The sequence below is a fragment of the Mechercharimyces mesophilus genome (genome assembly GCF_059818345.1).
In genome coordinates this window covers 43,030-61,825 of sequence record NZ_JCBAPH010000004.1, presented here as the reverse complement: position 1 = coordinate 61,825, position 18,796 = coordinate 43,030, and the positions used below count along the sequence as shown (strand labels likewise).

Annotated in this window: 12 protein-coding genes and 1 pseudogene; 7 read left to right on the top strand and 6 right to left on the bottom strand. The window is 45.1% G+C overall.

The features are described 5' to 3' along the window. Positions 1-67 precede the first annotated feature (67 nt). From AC6RGY_RS11645 to AC6RGY_RS11620, 6 genes are all read left to right on the top strand, one after another. Positions 68-1,495, top strand: coding sequence for a YheC/YheD family endospore coat-associated protein (locus AC6RGY_RS11645; protein ID WP_499863195.1), 1,428 nt, complete (start codon positions 68-70; stop codon positions 1,493-1,495). Then, complete coding sequence (locus AC6RGY_RS11640; RefSeq protein WP_499863194.1) at positions 1,492-2,613, top strand: YheC/YheD family endospore coat-associated protein; 1,122 nt, start codon at positions 1,492-1,494, stop codon at positions 2,611-2,613. Before AC6RGY_RS11645 ends, AC6RGY_RS11640 begins: the two co-directional genes overlap by 4 nt. Beyond that, a complete protein-coding gene (locus AC6RGY_RS11635; protein ID WP_499863193.1) occupies positions 2,610-3,989 on the top strand; it encodes a YheC/YheD family endospore coat-associated protein in 1,380 nt (459 codons plus the stop codon). The genes AC6RGY_RS11640 and AC6RGY_RS11635 overlap by 4 nt, the downstream gene beginning before the upstream one ends. 19 nt (positions 3,990-4,008) lie before the next feature. After that, entirely contained in the window at positions 4,009-5,319 is a 1,311-nt protein-coding gene (locus AC6RGY_RS11630; protein WP_499863192.1) for a YheC/YheD family endospore coat-associated protein, read from the top strand. Position 5,320: 1 nt separating this feature from the next. Next, entirely contained in the window at positions 5,321-5,806 is a 486-nt protein-coding gene (locus tag AC6RGY_RS11625) for a GNAT family N-acetyltransferase (RefSeq protein ID WP_499863191.1), read from the top strand. A gap of 140 nt (positions 5,807-5,946) precedes the next feature. Next, positions 5,947-11,583: a WIAG-tail domain gene (locus AC6RGY_RS11620; protein WP_499863190.1), complete on the top strand. Its 5,637-nt coding sequence runs from the start codon at positions 5,947-5,949 to the stop codon at positions 11,581-11,583. A 69-nt stretch (positions 11,584-11,652) separates the two neighbouring features. Here the strand turns inward: AC6RGY_RS11620 and AC6RGY_RS11615 are convergent. The 6 genes and pseudogenes from AC6RGY_RS11615 to kynA form a co-directional block, all read right to left on the bottom strand. Beyond that, positions 11,653-11,814, bottom strand: a pseudogene (locus AC6RGY_RS11615) (stage V sporulation protein R); the annotation flags it as partial. 10 nt (positions 11,815-11,824) lie between these two features. After that, a complete protein-coding gene (locus AC6RGY_RS11610; protein WP_499863189.1) occupies positions 11,825-12,118 on the bottom strand; it encodes a hypothetical protein in 294 nt (97 codons plus the stop codon). Positions 12,119-12,329: 211 nt separating this feature from the next. Next, the gene (locus AC6RGY_RS11605; protein WP_499863188.1) at positions 12,330-13,736 is read right to left on the bottom strand and encodes a SpoVR family protein; all 1,407 of its coding nucleotides are present in this window, start codon (positions 13,734-13,736) and stop codon (positions 12,330-12,332) included. Between the two features lie 219 nt (positions 13,737-13,955). Next, a complete protein-coding gene (gene kynB / locus AC6RGY_RS11600) occupies positions 13,956-14,642 on the bottom strand; it encodes an arylformamidase (protein ID WP_499863187.1) in 687 nt (228 codons plus the stop codon). Next, positions 14,605-15,891, bottom strand: a complete 1,287-nt coding sequence (gene kynU / locus AC6RGY_RS11595) for a kynureninase (RefSeq protein ID WP_499863186.1) — start codon at positions 15,889-15,891, stop codon at positions 14,605-14,607. The genes kynB and kynU overlap by 38 nt, the downstream gene beginning before the upstream one ends. A 31-nt stretch (positions 15,892-15,922) precedes the next feature. After that, on the bottom strand, positions 15,923-16,765 hold the full coding sequence (kynA, locus tag AC6RGY_RS11590) for a tryptophan 2,3-dioxygenase (RefSeq protein WP_499863185.1): 843 nt from the start codon (positions 16,763-16,765) through the stop codon (positions 15,923-15,925). Between the two features lie 458 nt (positions 16,766-17,223). On the opposite strand from kynA, the gene AC6RGY_RS11585 reads away from it, so the two are divergent. Beyond that, positions 17,224-18,771, top strand: a complete 1,548-nt coding sequence (locus tag AC6RGY_RS11585) for a DNRLRE domain-containing protein (RefSeq protein WP_499863184.1) — start codon at positions 17,224-17,226, stop codon at positions 18,769-18,771. The last annotated feature ends 25 nt before the right edge of the window (positions 18,772-18,796 follow it).

The following is an 18,796-nucleotide window of genomic DNA, read 5'->3' as shown; positions in this document are numbered from 1 at the left end:
TTTTTTTCACCGCAAGATACATGCCTTCATACGATGAAGTAGTCACTTACAGGGGAAGGGGATCTCGATGGGTCAAATACGTAAGAAAATAAGAATGGTTCCTGATCATTGGTTACCATCCCCCATGCATTTTGTTATCAACCTACAAGTAGCTAAGTCACTGGGCCTTCCTCCGCACCCCATATGGGTTTCATTTGGATCTACCATGCTCAAAGGCGTGGCATACCCAGAGCAAACCCAGACCTCATATATTAGTATGGGCTCTCGTATGGTCAACCGTTTAAATATCATAACGGGAACGAACCTCTCTCTACAATACAATCCAAAACGATACCTTCTCAAGCTGGGAACCCTGTTAGGTATTTTAATTAATACCGATATTCATCCCGATTCTGACGATGCAAAAGCAGGGAGGATGACACGTTTTTTTGAGGAATGCGTCGTTGCTGGTCAAAATCAAGGCGTTCTTGTTACTGTCTTTAAACCTTCCGATATATCTTTGAATGCAGAAACAGCATATGGAATGATGTTCCATGATAACAAATGGACATTAAAAAAAACCCCGCTACCCGATATCATCTATAACCGGATTACCTCCCGTCGTGTAGAAAACAAATCCTCTCTAAAACTCACCTTACAACAAATACAAGATATTTTTTATATCCCTTTGTTCAACGAACGGTTTTTAAATAAAAAACAAGTACACGACTTGTTGAAAAATGTGCCAGAAGTACAGGATATGCTTCCCGAAACCCATGTCTATTCAGCACCTTTGCTCCTTCCTCTTCTCAATAAATACAAAACCGTCTTCCTCAAACCCAACAACGGCAGTCACGGAAGTGGGGTCATGCGTGTTAGTTACCCCAATGAAACCTATACCGTGCAATATACCAACCGAGATGGTACCCCCATTGTTCACACCTTTGAATCCATTAATGACATCCTCCGTGCTCTAAGAAAGAAAATAGGGAAAAACCCCTATCTCATTCAACAAGGACTCAATCTCGTGCGCTTAGAAGGGCGATCCGTCGATTTTCGCGTACTAGCACAAAAGAACCGCCGAGGGGACTGGTCAATCACTTCCGCTGTAGGTCGGGTAGCCGATGATCAACATGTCGTATCTAACCTAGCCAGAGGAGGGATCGTTCGTAAGGCAAGTGAAGTGTTATCTGAACTGATCACACCCAATAAACCCACTGTGAAGCACCTGGCTCACCAAGCAAAAACGATCGTTGAATCCTTCGATCAGATTTGTCCCGGTCATTTTGCTGAACTAGGAATCGACTTGGCATTAGATACAAATGGAAAAGCATGGCTTTTAGAGATTAACTCCAAACCCTCCAAAACCGATGATACTGTTACTGAAGAACAGAACATTCCCCGTCCTTCCGCGAGAAAGCTTATCGAGTACACCTCTTATCTATCCAAACAAGAGATACTTGTACCTAAACCGAGCCGCTCAAACAATTTGAGGTCATGGAGGAAGTCGATATGAATGAACATCATCCATATAAAAAACAATTAGGAGTGATCGTCTGTAAAGCCAACCATTCTCCCCCCTTCTTTGAGGAAAGTTATTTTCGTGCTCTCACACGTGAAGGGGAAAAGCTAAGAGTGGGCCTCATCGTTTTCTCTCCCCGTTCAGTCAACTGGAGTACACGCACTGTTATTGGCTGGACTTATCATAAGAAGAAGGATCGTTGGATAGAAACAAAAAGCTCTATTCCTAAGATTATTTACGATCGCTGTTATTACATCAGCACGCAGCATTTCCTCTACTACAAACCGTACGTCTCCAAAATACATCACGATTCGGAATGCCAAATACTCGGAAGGCCACTGAGTGGAAAATGGCGAACGTATGAACTTCTAAAAAGCTTCCCAGAACTAACTCCCTACTTACCCCTCACCTATCGCTGGAAAGAAGCACAGCAAGTTCTACAGTTTCTGAAAAAACAAGGCTCCTGTTTGCTCAAACCAAATGGAGGAAGCCATGGCCGAGGAATTGTCTCGATTACTCCGGAAGACCAATCCATCCTCGTGCGTGGACGATCACAAGAAAACCAACCTTTCCACTTTAATTTTCATAAGTCAAAACAGATGGAGCATTGGCTTAACTCTTTCATCGGTACCACTCGCTATATATATCAACCCTTCCTCTCCCTTTCAACCAAAGACAATCGTCCCTTCGATATTCGAATTCTCGTACAGAAAAACAGCAAGTTACAGTGGGAAACCACGGGTAAGGCTGTTCGATTGGGAAAACCCCATACGCTCACTTCCAATCTGCACGGTGGAGGGAGCGCAGAGCGCTTAAATCCATTTCTAACAAGAAACTTTCCTCGTCAAAAAGAAGAGATCTTGCATGCCATCGATTGGCTGGCCAAAAAGGTCCCCTCTTCTATTGAACAAAAACACGGGCGACTCATTGAGCTCGGACTGGATGTTGGTGTTGATCGAACAGGAAAAGTATGGTTGTTAGAGGCGAATTCTAAACCTGGACGCTCGGTATTCGTACGAACAGGAGAACGTAAGGTTCGTATTCGTTCCATCGAGCTTCCCATACAATACGCCAACACATTATTGGAAGGCACAGTAGGAGGGAAACAATGAGCTCGTTCATCTGTAAAGTCCAATGTGTTTCCAAAGCCCCCACCAAAGCGATTATTTTATCCCAACCTTTGTTTGAACAATGGAAATGTAAACGCGGACAGTCCATTAAGGTCTCCGTGGGCAAGAAGACGCTCATCATGCGTGTAAGCACGGTAAACAGTGAAAAAAAAGCCGTCTATTTTCACCCTAGTATCGCCCGTCAACTGGCCCTCCCTCCTCTATCGGAATTACGTGTTCATTATCACGCTCGTCATCTTCGCCTGGGACCTGTTATTGCAATATTGACCACCGGCTACACCGGATCTTATGTTAAGCCCTTCGGTGAACGCTCCAAAACCTTTCGCAGCTTTCTACTTGCCTCTAAGCAAGAACATCCCATGTTTTATGTTTTCACTCCAGAAATGGTGAACTGGAGTAGTCAAACCACGACAGGTTGGTTTTATCAAAGAAACTCCGATGGCGAGTATGGATGGAGCAAACGAACGGCTCCCCTGCCCGATGTAATCTATGAGCGCATTCCCAATCGAAAAGCGGAATCACTCCCACAAGTTCAATCCTGCCTTTCTCGAATCAAAAACATGGGTACTTGCCCTGTCTTTAACCAAGGTTTCTTTAACAAATGGTCCATTCATGAAATTCTTTATCAACAGCCCCAGACCTCCTACTTTATCCCTGAAACTTATATCTCTCCTACGATCGAGCTGATTCGTTACATGATCAATAAACACCACATGGTTTATCTCAAACCCAATCGCGGTAGCCTTGGGTTGGGCATTTTACGAATTACAAAGAACAGGAATAAAGGTTACTTCTGTCGCTTCCGCAATGGTGAGCGCAACATCTTACGCAAGTTCTCCACTATTGATCAACTGATTCAACAACATTTCGGACATCAAAAAGTCCGCTTCAATCAATACCTTGTGCAACAAGGCATTCGTTTGGTGAAATACCACGATCGCCCTGTGGACTTTCGGATACACATGAACAAAAATCGCGAAGGCGCATGGCAAGTTGTCGGTATTGGTTCCAAAGTATCCGGAACGGGAAGCGTGACCACTCATGTTCGTACAGGTGGCTCCCTCGTCTCCACCACCAATCTCTTACGCGATATCTTTGGCTCACAAGCCTCCCTTGCAGAAAAAGCGCTACGAAAGTCATCCATTCTCATTTCGGAGACGGTCGAAAAATATATTGACGGTCCCATCGGAGAGTTAGGACTGGATATCGGAATTGATCAAAATAACCATGTTTGGTTATTTGAAGTAAACTCCAAACCGGGTAGACATATGTTTGTTCATCCTAGTTTACGAGAAGCCGGGGTGCAATCTGCACGCTTGATCACTGAGTACAGCCTCAAATTAACGAATTTCGTTTGATGGGAGGAGAAACATTACCATGCAGACAGGATGGCTTTCTTTAAGTAGACAGGTGAAATCACCCGTTTTCATTCCCTCTGAGCGGTCTAAATTACAACTTCCCAGCACATTTTCGGCCCAGATCGGAAAAAAATTTACGACCAACCTTTCGCTCTCCCATGCCAAGGTCCCTCCCACTCTCTCGAAAGCTTTGCCCACACGGATTATCCAGGCATCCCCTCATCATTATCGCGTCGGTCCATTTGTTGGAATTCTCACATCCGACGACCCTAAAATGCCGTTTCGTGGAAACTCATCTAATTTTGCCGACTTAATTCGCATGGGAAGAAAGATGGGAATCACCGTATTCGTCTTAACCCCAACAGGTATTCGCACAGAACGAGACACCGTACGTGGTCTCCTTTTGGATACACGATCAAAAACCAATCGCTGGTTATCAGCCACCCTCCCTTTGCCCGATGTTATTTACAATCGCATTCCTTACCGCTCTTTTGAGCAACGGGAGCAAGAACAACAAGCCTTAAAAACATTCAAGAAATTAACCATCCCTGTTTTCAACCCCTCTTTCTTCAACAAATGGACGTTATTCAAATATCTTCGTCACTCTAGCTCACTCAAAACGTTCTTGCCAGAAACCTATCCCTTCGGACACATCAACCGTCTGCAACAAATGCTAGAGAAACACCCTGTTCTCTATTTAAAACCCGTCGATGGCAAAGCCGGTAACGGGATGATTCGCATTACCCGACGACAACATCAACACACGTTTGATGTTGTCTATCAGACAAAATCAGGACGCAAAACGTATCAATTGGATGCCAACTCGCTTATGCCCACACTCAATCGCATCATTCAATCACGCGAATACATTCTTCAACAAGGAATTTCTCTGGCTCTGTATAAAAATCGTCCGTTCGACCTTCGCCTCCTTTTACAAAAAAACGAAGTGGGCAAGTGGTTAGTCACCGGTATCGGTGTCCGGTTAGCTGGAAAAACGGCTATCTCTACTCATGTTCCTCAAGGAGGCTCCATTGAAGATGTGACCGCTGTATTAAGCGAAGTATTTGGTACACGTCATCCACTCATCTACAGAAGAGCCGAGGAAGCTGGGTTAAAGATCGCTCCCTATATTGAATCTCACACCAAGCAGACACTGGGTGAAATGTCGATGGATATGGGGGTGGATCAAAGCGAGAAAATTTGGTTCTTTGAAGCCAATGCAAAACCAATGAAGTTTGATGAACCGCAAATTCGTGAACTCTCTTTGCAACGAATTCTTCAATATTCTCTTTATCTCAGTGGTTATCACGAACAAGAGGAGGCACGGTAAAATGGAGTTTCAAATTTTAACTCCCACGCAATTTAGCCGGATGTGCCCCTATCTCATCTCCTTTTTCAAGAAATATGGAGAAAATCGGATCACCCATCGCGCTCTCCACTGGCTTCAATCCATTCAACAGGACGCAGGTGAGCAGGGGACCCACATAGCAATTGCTTTATCCAAGAAGAAGCTGTTGGGTAGTATCGTTCTCGGATACTATGGTTTGGAGGAGTCACTCTTAGTCGTCCACCCTTCCTATCGCAACCATGAAATTGCTGAGACGCTCCTCCTACAAACCAAAGAGGAACTGGGAAGAATTTATGGAAGGGTGGCCTGTGACAACACCCCCAGCCTCAAAACATGCTTCAACGCCGGAATGGTGGCTTTCCGTCTCATCAAAGGGCCAACCGGTAAACCTACCCTCTGGTTAGGTGGTGGCGATTGGAGTGAAGAAGAGCTTGATCATTATGTTGAACAAACCTCACTCTCTACATGAGTGAGGATTTTTTTATGACAGGGATGACATGCCTCTTTTCTGCAAAAAGGGTTGTTCCTTTTTGCAGAATGAGTCTACACTTTTGCCCCTAATGAATATACCTATATATAGACACAGAAAAAGGAAGGGGATGAGCAATTTTGGCTCATTATAAGAAGAAAACCCAAAATCGATCCCCCAAGAGTAAAAATAATCTCAGTAGAGAAGACGAACAAGTATTAAAGCAAATCGTACATCAACAAGGCGACCCCGAGCCGGGGCAACAAGCCACCATTTGGCTATCTGATACAAAGAAAGGAAAAACAAAAGCAAGTCCCTCTCCCACTAAATCAACAGGAAGAGCTTCAACAACAGAAACCGATCATCTTTCTCTCATCCAAAAATACCATGACAATGAAGGAAATCGTCATGAGAACGTTGACCATCATGATTCAGATGAAATTTCCATGATCTCGTCCATTTTAAACCACTCTAATCGCTCTTCTGCTTCTAACCACAACGATGAAAATCATTCGTATATTCAAAACTTTGTTGGATTGGCAGATGAAAATCACACAACCAAGCAAAAAAAGAGCGCATCGGTTCATGAAAAAAACACACGACAACAGAATCAGAAACCGCCTACCACCAGGAGAGCATCCAGTCAAAAATACATGACAGATAGCGAAGAGGAACCGTTTCACTTACCAAAAAAGGTGATCTTCGGGGAGCACATTGCGCACGGAGAAATTCACGGAGAACACATTCAAAGTCGAAGTATCGGGGGAAGACATCTTGCTGAAAGTATCGTCAAAAGGCTGACTTCTCCTTACATTGCCCCAGCCTCTGTCTCAACAGAACATCTTATGGAAGGGGTCGTCAACACTTCCGGTCTAGCAAATGAAGCAGTCACAGGAAAAAAAATCGCTCCTTATTCCATTCAATCCAAGCATCTAGAAAGAGATTCGATTGATCACCACCATATCCGTCATCTCTCCATTCGCAGTGACAATCTCTCTCCCCAAGCAATCACACAAGACAAAATTGCTCCAGAAGCCATCCAAGCCAAACATATCTCCTCTCAGTCGATCGAAGGGGTTCACTTTAAAAAAGGAGCCATTCAAAGTGAACATATTCTGTCCAATGCGATTGCTTCTAAGCATATTCATCCTAAATCCATCCAACCTCAACACATTACACCCAACGCAATCCAGGAAGAGCAGTTAGCCGATGAAGCAGTCACTGCTAAAAAAATCGCTCCCAAGGCGATCCTTGCCAAGCATATCGCTCAAAACACGGTACAAAGAAATCACCTCGCTGCATCCTCTGTCACCAGTGATCACCTTGATCAGCAAGCCGTTACGGGAAAGAAGATTGCTTTATCTGCTGTGCAATCAAAGCACATCGCATCTCAAGCAATCACAACAGACCATCTTACCAATGAATCCATCTCTGGTGAAAAAATCAGCCCCCATTCCATCGACACTCAGCATTTGGTTTCTGAATCCATTAACGAAAATCACTTAAGTAAGAAAAGTATTCATGGGGATCATATCACCCCTGGTTCTCTTGCTTCTTCCCACTTCGGTAACAAAGTGATCAAAGAGGAGCACCTCAGTTCTGAAGCTGTTCAGTCACACCATCTGTCTAACGATACGGTGGAAGGGAAGCATTTAAAACCAAATGCTGTGCAAAGTGAACACCTCAGTGATAAAAGCATTACCACCCGCCACTTAGACAAAGAATCCATTTTAAGTAAACATCTGACTACCCATTCCATTCAATCAGAGCATATTGCTCCACAGTCCATTCATTACGGACATCTAAAGAAAGAAGCTGTACAACGGGAAGCCGTAGCAAAAGGCGCCATCACTGGTGAGCATATCGCCGAACAAACCATTACGGGGGATAACCTCCAGTTTGATACGGTTGAGGGGTATCACATCGCCTTTGATACACTGGAAGGAAGCCACCTTCAACCCGCAACCATTCAGAGTACACACCTCGTCCCTCAGTCCATTCAAAGCCAACACCTTGCCCAACCATCCGTCTCTGGTGCACATCTTCACAAAGATATCATTCAGTCAGAGCACATCAAGCCAAATACCATTCAAGCCAAGCATCTGGAAAAAAACAGCGTAACGTCTGATCAACTCGCTCCACATGCGGTTAGTTCGGAGCATGTGGGAGATGACACGATAAAGAGTCACCATATCGAAAAAGGATCGATTCAGACAGAACATCTAAATCCCAAGATCATGTTAGTCCGTCCAGCAACCATCGGAAGTCAGCAACTTGTCCAACGTTCGATCGGTTCCGATCATGTGCAACCAAGAGCGATCCAGAAGGAGCACATCGCCGAAAGATCGATCCAGTCCGAGCAAGTGGAACGCAAAGCCATCGCCAGTGAGCACCTCACTGAAAAAGCCATTGAATCCGAGCACATTCAAGAAAAAGCCATCACGCGAAACCACCTCGCCGATCACTGCATCACAGCAGACCATCTCACTGAAAAAGCGGTTACTTCTAGTCATCTTGCTCCTTCTTCCATTGGGAGGGAACACCTTTCCAACCAATCGATTGCCAACGAACATTTAACCAAGAATTGCATTACCTCCGATCTGCTAGTAGACGAAGTCATTCAGAGCCAGCACTTGACTCCACAGTCCATTGAAACGAGCCACCTCAAAAAGGGGTTAATCGGGCGAGATCACTTGGCAGATCATGCCGTTTCCACTGAACAGTTATCTCACCACTCCATTACGGAAAATCATCTTACCGAGCAATCCATCGGACCGATCCACCTAAAAACAGGTGCGGTGGAGCGTGAACATATCGTGGAAGGGGCCATTTCCCCACACCATCTCGCCAGTAATATCATCAATGACGACCATATCCAACCTCAGTCTATCCACTCTACTCACCTACAATCGAATACCATCCAAAATGAACACATCACCAATCACGCCATCTCTACACGTCATTTACAACCAGAAACCGTAGTAGCCGAACATCTCGCCGAAGAAGCCATCCAATCCAAACATATTGCCAAAGGGGCCATCACAGCAAATCACTTTGAAGATATCACCATCAAACGTCAACAACTTGAGGAGAATGTGATCTCTTCACAACAATTGGATAATCAATCCGTTCAAAGTCATCATATTGCGGAAGAAGCCATCCATACGCACCACCTCCAAAACAACACGATTGGACAGCAACACATTATAGAGCAATCCATCGATGCCAAGCATCTCACGAATCATTCTGTTTCCGGTGAGCATATCGCACCAGGCTCAATCGAAGCCAAGCATCTATCCATGAAATCCATTCATGGTGAGCACCTGACAAACCAAGCGATAACAGCCGACCATCTCGCCAGCCATTCCATTACGGATGAGCACCTCACTCCTTCGTCTATCGACAAAGATCATCTGAAACAAGGTTCGGTTCAATCGGATCACCTAGCTGATCAAGCGATCTCTTCGTCACATATTTCGCCAAATGCAATCACTACAGAGCATCTCGCTGACCAGGCAATTGAGAAACAGCACCTTCAAGATGAAACGGTTCACAGTCATCACATTGCCCACCACTCCATCAGCTCTCAACACTTACAAGAAAGATCCGTGAACAGTGCCCACCTTGCTGCAGAGACGATTGAGACCGGTCACCTGAAGAAGGGAGTCATACTTGGAGAACACCTCATGGATCATTCCATCACCTCCAGGCATCTTGTCAGTCACGTAATCAATGGCATGCATCTCGCATCAGCCAGTATTCAATCCAATCATCTTTCCCCTGCCATTATAAAAGCGGAACATTTTCAACCAAAAAGTATTCATGGTGCTCTTATCAAAGAAGAGGCGATTTCCAGTAAACATATCGTGGATCAATCCATCTTCTCGCAACACCTTACCGATCAAGCGGTCCAGACCACCCATATCGCCGAAGGGGCGATAGCGGCCCAGCATCTACAAGATGATGCTGTCGAAGGCAAACATCTCACCCAACACTCCCTTACTTCCGATCACCTGATGGAAGGGATCATCCAAGAGCAGCACCTCGCTCCGGAAGCCATCCATGCCCAGCATCTTCAACCTAACACCATCTCCAGTGCTCATGTCAAAGATCATTCCATCTCCTCTCAGCACCTTACCGATCAAGCGGTCCAGACCACCCATGTCGCCGAAGGAGCGATTGCGGCTCATCATCTACAAGAAGACGCGGTCTCCAGTACCCATATCAAGGATCAATCCATCTCCTCTCAGCATCTTACCGACCAAGCAATCCAGTTCAATCATATCGCCGAAGGGGCGATTGCGGCCCCGCACCTCCAAAAAGACACTGTCTCCAGTACTCATATCAAAGATCAATCCATCTCCTCTCAGCATCTCACCGAACAAGCGATCCAGTTCAATCATGTTGCCGAAGGGGCGATTGCAGCTCATCATCTCCAAGAAGACGCCGTTAATGGCAGACATCTCGCCCAGTATTCCCTTACTTCCGACCATCTGATGGAGGGAATCATCAAGGAACAGCATCTCGCTCCGGAAGCCATCCATGCTCAGCATCTCCAAGCAGGTGCCATCTCCAGTACTCATGTCAAAGATCATTCCATCTCTGCTCAACACCTTGCCGACCAAGCGGTTCTGTCCAAGCACGTTGCCGAAGGGGCCATCACAGCACACCATCTCCAAGAAGGCGCTGTTAATGGCAAGCATCTCATCCAGCATTCTCTGACCTCCAACCACCTGATGGAGGGAATCATCCAAGAACAACACCTCGCTTCAGAAGCCATCCATGCCTATCACCTCCAAAAAGACGCGGTCTCCAGTACTCATATTAAGGATCAATCCATCTCCTCTCAGCACCTCACCGAACAAGCGATCCAGCTCAACCATGTTGCCGAAGGGGCGATTGCGGCCCATCATCTCCAAGAAAACGCCGTTAATGGCAGACATCTAACCCAGTATTCCCTTACTTCCAATCACCTGATGGATGGAATCATTAAGGAACAGCATCTCGCTCCGGAAGCCATCCATGCCCAGCATCTCCAAGAAGATGCCGTCTCCAGTACTCATATTAAAGATCAATCCATCTCTTCTCAGCATCTCACCGACCAAGCGATCCAGTTCAACCATGTTGCCGAAGGAACGATAGCAGCCCATCATCTCCAAGAAGGCGCCGTTAATGGTAAGCATCTCATCCAGCATTCTCTGACTTCCGATCATCTGATGGAGGGAATCATTCAAGAACAGCACCTCGCATCGGAAGCCATCCATGCCCATCACCTCCAAAAAGACGCGGTCTCCAGTACTCATATTAAGGATCAATCCATCTCTTCTCAGCATCTCATGGAGGAAGCCATCACCGGCAAACATATTGAGGATCAATCCATCGGTATCGAAAAACTAAACTTCCATCCCAATATCATCTTCGAATCCCCCTCTTCTGCCCAATGCGGTACACAAGAGTTTCACCTTGCACCACAGATGGAGAAGTTACCACTAGAAATTCCACTGGATCAGCCCTACAACCAAAACAAGTATGTAGTCGTCTGCATGACTGACAATACCTCTACGCAGGTTCATCTAGTCAAACGATTCAAGGATAAATTCGTGGTCCAAATACAACATTCTGGCGAGGAAGCCCATTCTACCTCCGGTCAAATCTTCTGGATTGCGATGGGAGCTTCTCTTCCACTGCAACAAATTCGCAAATCACAAAAAGAACCCAACAAAATGGTCAATATTCCCTCTTCCTTTCATGCCGATGCCAAGTGGAAACATCCATAAATCAACATTAAAAATAGCCGGGGTGTGGTCCCGGCTATTTTTCTGCACGCCTTTTTCTTTGCTTATTGCTCACAGAAAACGGCGATTGCACTTGTTCCCATTGTAACTAAACAAAACGGACCGGCCTTCAATAACCGTCTCCACATGTACTGTCCGTCCCCAGAGAGCAAACACATGGGGCAGCGTCTTTTCTAAATACTTTACATCCAACTCAATTCCTTCGTACTGGTTGGCTACCAAATTAGAAGCTGTACAAGTATCCAGAGTAGTTACAAGACCAACTATTCCCTACATCTATACAAAAGTTTTTGTATAGATACCCATTATAAAAATTTGGATAGCGGTATTCAGAGTACAACCTCGAATTAGGCACATTCCACTCATTGGGGTAGATCGTTTTTGAGAAGTAGTCATACTTCGTTACATAAATGGAGTCGAATTGCGGAGTGATCGCGTTATTTGCGGTAGCAACAGCAGGAGTTGAAAGGGTCATGACCAGGGCAAAAGCCATCAAGACGAGCCATACTTTCTGCATTTGCATCTCCACCTTTTTTAAAAATAGAATAGTCACTTGCACTATAAATTTATCAAAATAGTAGATATTTTTCAAACAAAAAGATTATCGAATTCTGTCTTCTTTTTTATTTTGCAAAATTTGCGGCTGGCGGATCATACCACTACCTATCAAAAATAGCCGGGGTGTGGTCCCGGCTATTTTTATGCATGCCTCGTTCTTTTCTTATTGCTCACAGAAAACGGCGATTGCACTTGTTCCCATTGTAACTAAATAGAACGGACCGGCCTTCAATAACCGTCTCCACATGTACTGTCCGTCCCCAGAGAGCAAACACATGGGGCAACGTCTTTTCTAAATACTTTACATCCAACTCAATTCCTTCGTACTGGTGCTTCAAATATAGCTCCCGATTTTGCATATAGTCTCCCTCTTGTACCACCAAATAAGGATGACTCCCGTTAATACGACTGGCTACCAATTGGTCCCTTACGGCCTCCCAATTCTTATCCTCTATTGTCCAATCATTTCCTCTTCGTCCGAAAACATATAAGTCGAGTTCATTGACTAGATTTTTAGTAAGATAATTCCGAATAAAAGAAGTATCCGAATCCATCTCCCTCACTTCGAATATCTTTTCTCTTCCTCCTCCCCATTTCCGTCCAAACTTCGCTTGCTCCTCTTCACTCGGTTCATTCCATCTTTTTTCAATGTCCTCCAGCATCTTTAATCCTAGATAGTAGGGATTGATCGAAGTCGTAGATGGCTGAATCACAGAAGCGTTTAGCTTCGCAAACTCGACTGTCTCTTCTTCACTCAGGTTCATTTCTCGCAAAATACGAATATGCCAATAGGAAGCCCAGCCCTCATTCATAATCTTCGTTTCCATCTGTGGCCAGAAATAGAGCATCTCCTCACGAATCATGGTCAAAATATCTTGTTGCCATCCCTCGAGGATTTGGCTGTGATGCATAATGTACAGAAGTAGATCTTTCTGCGGATCCATGGACTTGGTGCGCTTCGTCCGTGTGGTCTCTTCCTGCCTACCCCTTTCATCCAATCTCCACAAATCATCATAAGCGCTTCTCTGTCCATCAGTAGTATGCTTTTTTTTCTCTTCATCGTCTTCTTCGCGAGAGGGTACCAAACTGGGATCAATATGTTCTTGAATCGCCAGTGCATGATCGAGAAACTGCTCCACTTCGTTCTTGCCATACTTCAACTCATAAGAGCGAACCCGCTCCGCACTCGCGGCCATACTTTCGACCATATCACGCGAGGTATTGGAAAAATGAATGTTGTTTTTAAAGAAATCACAATGAGCCAAGACATGGGCGACAATCAGCTTATTCTGAATGAGGCTATTCCCCTCTAGTAAAAATGCATAGCAAGGATTGGAATTAATCACAAGCTCATAGATCCTGCTGAGGTTTAAGTCGTATTGCAGCTTCATTTTATGGAAAGATTTTCCAAAACTCCAGTGAGAGAACCTTGTCGGCATACCATAGGCTCCAAACGTATAAATAATATCCGCCGGGCAGATTTCATATCTCATCGGGTAAAAATCTAAATGAAATCCACGCGCAATTTCGGTAATCTCATCGATCGCGCGCTCCAGTTCGTTCATTTGATCTGGCATCACGGTGGAACTCCCCTTCCCCAGATAATTATCAAGAAGAGACGGGACAGCATCTTGTGTTATCATTATACGTCTTTATGGCCAAGAACGTTTCTATCTATAACCGTTCTTGGCAAATACATAGGGAAAAATGAAGACAAGAGCAAGAGGTTAGAGGCTGAATATCTTCTTTTTGTCCTCATTCTTATCTCTTCACTCTTGCCCTGTTCCGCCTTCATTCTACCCTTTTCCCTCTTCAGCTCCGTTGCCCAGTGCACGCAAAACAGCACGTACAGGGCTACCATCCGCTTTTTGCAGAGGCAAAGGCAGGGCGACTAACTCATAGAGACCTGGGTCGATCTCCTTTAAAACTGCACCTTCCAATATATGAATCCCCTGTTGGTGTAATGCATGGTGCGCATCCAAGCTTTTGCTATCTAACGGATCGACTGAAGGAATATCCAGTCCAAGTAGGCGCACACCCTGTTCCGCTAAATAAAGGGCAATCTCTGGCTCCATATAGGTGATGTTCTGAGGAAATTGAGAAAGATCAGACCACGAGTCTGTCCGGATCAAGAGACGACTCACACCACGTAAGTCGTAGAGACTAAGATCTTTTATGCCGATTGACGAGCGTCCAGGCAGATGGATCACGCGTGCAGGACCTATGTAAAGGGAGACGTCTAGATCGATTACTCGCTCTCCCTCTTCATCGAAATGATAAGGAGCATCGATATGTGTACCTGTATGTGTGCTCATTTGCAGTTGACCCACATTGACTGAGCCTGTCTCTTCTTTCGTCCACGTCAGTCGATAAGTGAAAGGAACGTCCCCTGGCCACACGGGGACTCCTTTCCCTAAGGGTTGTGAAATATCTTTCCATTGCATGCTAAGCCACCACTTCTCGTTTCTTCTCGTATTGCTCATACAGCTTCTCCTGCATGATTTTTTTAAGCACCTGCACCATCTCCCACACATCTGTAAAGGACGTGTACAAAGCAATCGGAGCCAGACGAATCACATTGGGTTCACGGTAATCCGGAATGATTCTATGATCTTTCAGTGCCTTACAAATTCGCACAGCCTCTTCGTGAATCAAGGCGACATGCCCTCCACGGCAATGATCTTCCTGAGGGTTTCCAAAAGAAAATCCTTCCTCACTCAGTTGCTCTTCTATCAGATCCATTAAGTAGCGTGTCAGTTGCAGTGATTTTTTGCGAATGGCTTCAATGCCCGCCTCTTCAAACAACTCCAATGACCCATGGAGAGGAGCCATACTTAACACATGAGGCGTACCAACCTGGAAAGCTCCTGCTGTATCCGCTGGATGGAGTTCATACTCCATATCAAATTGCTTATTTTTGTTCGAGCTAAACCATCCAGCCAGTGCCGGCCACTCTCCCAAGTGTTGCTCATGAACAAACAGACCTGCCACACTGCCGGGTCCGCTATTTACGTATTTATAATGACACCAAACGGCAAAATCCACTTCCCAGCCGTTAAAGGCATGCGGTATCGCACCGATAGAGTGGCAAGCATCAAAGCCGATGAGAATGCCTCGTTTTTTCGCTTCGGACGCTAATCGTTGGATGTCAAGAAGTTGGCCACTACGGTAAAGGACAGTAGGCAATAAAATCAAAGCCACTTCTTCCGACATCATCGAAATGATATCCTCTTCCACCAGACAGTGCCCGTTTGCGCTCTCTACCTGTAGGAGATGCTCTCCTGGATCATAGCCATGGAGTTTCAGAATGCTTTGCAGCGCATAGATGTCCGAAGGAAAGGTAAGCGCGTCGGCCAATATTTTGGTTCGATTTCCTTCTGGGCGATAAAAAGTAGCGACCAACTGGTGGATATTGATCGTGGTTGATCCTGTTACAATGACCTCTTCTGGCAGCGCACCGATGAGCGGTGCCACACGAGCACCTAGGTTCTCCGACATCTCAAACCAAGGGCGCTTCCCTTTCAACCACCCATCAATCCCATACTCCCGCCAGTCTTCCATTACTTCTAACAACGCCCTTTCAGCCCGCTTCGACATGAGTCCCAAGGAATTGCCGTCGAAGTAGAGAGCATCCTTCGCTTGATAAAATTCTTCTTTGAAGCCAGCCAAATCATCTTGACGATCCAACTCTTCTGCGTATTCCCGTCGCGAATCAAATGGATTTTGGCTCATCTCTATCCCACCCTTTGCTCTCTTCTTTCATTCAAATCTTTGTGCGTAACTCCCACAGCTCTGGAAACATACACTGGTCAATCACTTTCTTTAAGTAAGAGACGCCAGAGGAACCACCTGTTCCCATTTTCATCCCTATCACTCGTTCCACTGTCTTCATATGGCGAAACCGCCATTGTTGAAAACGGTCCTCTAAGTCAACAAGTTTCTCCGCTAACTCGTATAGGTCCCAATATTTCTCTACATCCCGGTATACAGTCAGCCAAGCATCTTCTACGCTTGGATTCGGAGTATAAGCTTCCTTCCACTCCCGATTGGTCGCTGTCTCATCCACTGGAATCCCACGCTTAGCTAACGCTTGGATAGATACATCATAGATGCTGGGCTCGTGTAATAGCTGCTCTAACCTTTCGTAATGGGGACGATCGTGTTCATATACCGCTAATATGCGCTCATCCTTTTTCCCGAGTAGAAATTCAATCTCGCGATTTTGAAAGGATTGGAAACCAGATGATTTACCCAAATCCCCGCGAAATTGCATATAATCCGCTGGTGTCAATGTAGATAACACATCCCACGATTGAATCAATTGTAGCTGGGACTTGGATACCCTGGCTAGCATCTTGAATGATGGCTCCAAATCCCCCTGTTGGATGCAAGCTTTTGCCGCTGATAGCTCATGGATAATCAATTTCATCCACAGTTCACTCGCTTGATGGATAATAATAAATAACATTTCATCATGATGACCCGATAACGTGCGCTGACTAGATAAGATTTGATCAAGTTTTAAATACTCTCCATACGTCATCTCATTCTTAAAGTTGGTGTGAACCCCTTCGTCCCACACTTTTCGATTCTCTTTTTTTGTCATAATCGATCCTCCATCCTTCTTCTCTCTTCCTCTATAGGATACCTGATGTCTTCTTAATAATCATCCCACATCAACTCTCTCCTACAATCCATATTATTCACACATCTTCCAGCCTATTGCTCGTAATGAAATAATCCTTTCTGCTTCAACACGTTAGCTTCACAACGTTCTATCCCACATAATAAAAAAATAAGATAGAGTGAACTCCCCTTATCCGTAAAAGTAGTTCTTTTAGCAGGAAAAAGCCTCAAACACTCGTATCCCTCAATATATCCATTCTACTTTTACAATTTCTTAAAACAATACAACACAGCCCTAAAAGAAGCCTCCTATACTAGAAAGCGGAGACAAACTTCTTAACTTTTCCGACCCAGTGCAATTCAATTGAACATGGGCAAAACAGGAGAGCAATAATGACTGATCATCTATATATTCTTATCTTTCCAGGAGGTTTTTAGATGAATTTTTCTCAGCATGGCATCAAATGGGCTTCCCTTTCATTAGCCCTCGCCCTTATTTTTTCCTACAGTATGATTACACTCCCTTCCAAAACGAAAGAAGTTACTGCCGCCGAAAACGCCTTTCGCTTTGTGGTGATGGGGGACAGTCGTGGTGTTTTGGACGGCATGAACGAACGTCGCCTCCGCTCCTTAATGCAGGAAGTAAAAGAACAGCCTGACCAACCTTCTTTCATTCTGTTTACCGGTGACCAAGTATCCGGTGGGTCCGATGTGAAAAGTGAACTTAAAGCATGGAGTGATCTCGTTGATGACTACTATCCCATCAACATGATTTATCCGAGCCTTGGCAATCACGAAGATGATGAAACGAAATTTAGTCAGGTATTTACGCACCTCCCCAATGAGCAATTAGAAGGTTACCAGCGTTCCGCTTACTACTTTGACTATGGAAACACCCGTATCATCAACCTAAATTCTGACCGCAAGAACAATAAAGGCGAGTATGTGATAGACGAACAGCAACGAAACTGGCTCGAGGAACTACTGCAAAACAACCCACAAACACATACCTTTGTACAATTTCATGTACCCGCTTATCCGATAGGATCACACTATGGCGCTTCGCTTGATGAAGATGCGAGTGAACGGGATGCCTTGTGGGACCTCTTTGATGAATACGGAGTGGAAGCCGTCTTTGTCGGACATGAGCATAACTACAATCGCCGCTTGATTGATGAGACATTTAATAGCAATGGTCACACGTTTGAGAATGATATCTATCAAATTACGCTGGGCGGAGCAGGTGCTCCTCTCACCAGCACCGTGCGGGATGGAAAAAACGTCAATGTCGGTCCACTCGCTACTTATCATTATATGATGGTGGAAGTGACCAATACCCAAGTCACGTATACCGTTTATGACGATCGAGGAAACATCATCGATGAATTTTCTAGCTCCCATCAGGCGCAATCCTTCCAAGACGGTGTCGCTCCTCATGCTGATTACGAGGGAACAGAGGATACCTATCTAAATGAAAATAAAAAGAGGAAAAACGATGGGGAAGGTAGTACCCTTTATGTGGACGGTGACTCCCCCTACTTAAGCACAAAAGACTTATCCTCTCTTCTCAAATGGGATCTTTCAGAACTTCCGGCAGGTAAGGAAGTAAAGTCGGCTAGCATCACCTTGCATGTCAAAGATATGAGCTGGGATTCGTATTCACTTTATGCCGTGAGACAAGACTGGGATGAAGCTTCTGCCACGTGGACGGAATATGCAAGTGGACAATCTTGGGACAAAGCAGGTGCTCAAGGAAATGAGGATCGAGGGGAAAAGGTAGGAACCATCCAACCCTGCTTTGAAGGATATCAAACCATTCAACTGAATGAAAAAGGAATCGCCCTCGTGCAAAACTGGATTGATCATCCCGAAGAAAACCATGGCATTCTGATCGCAGACAGGGGAAATATGAATGGTTCCGATTTTAGCTCCAGTGAAAGTAACGATCCTAGCAAACGCCCACAAATCAACGTTACTTTCGAATAATCTTTGCTCGCTTTCTCTGCACTTT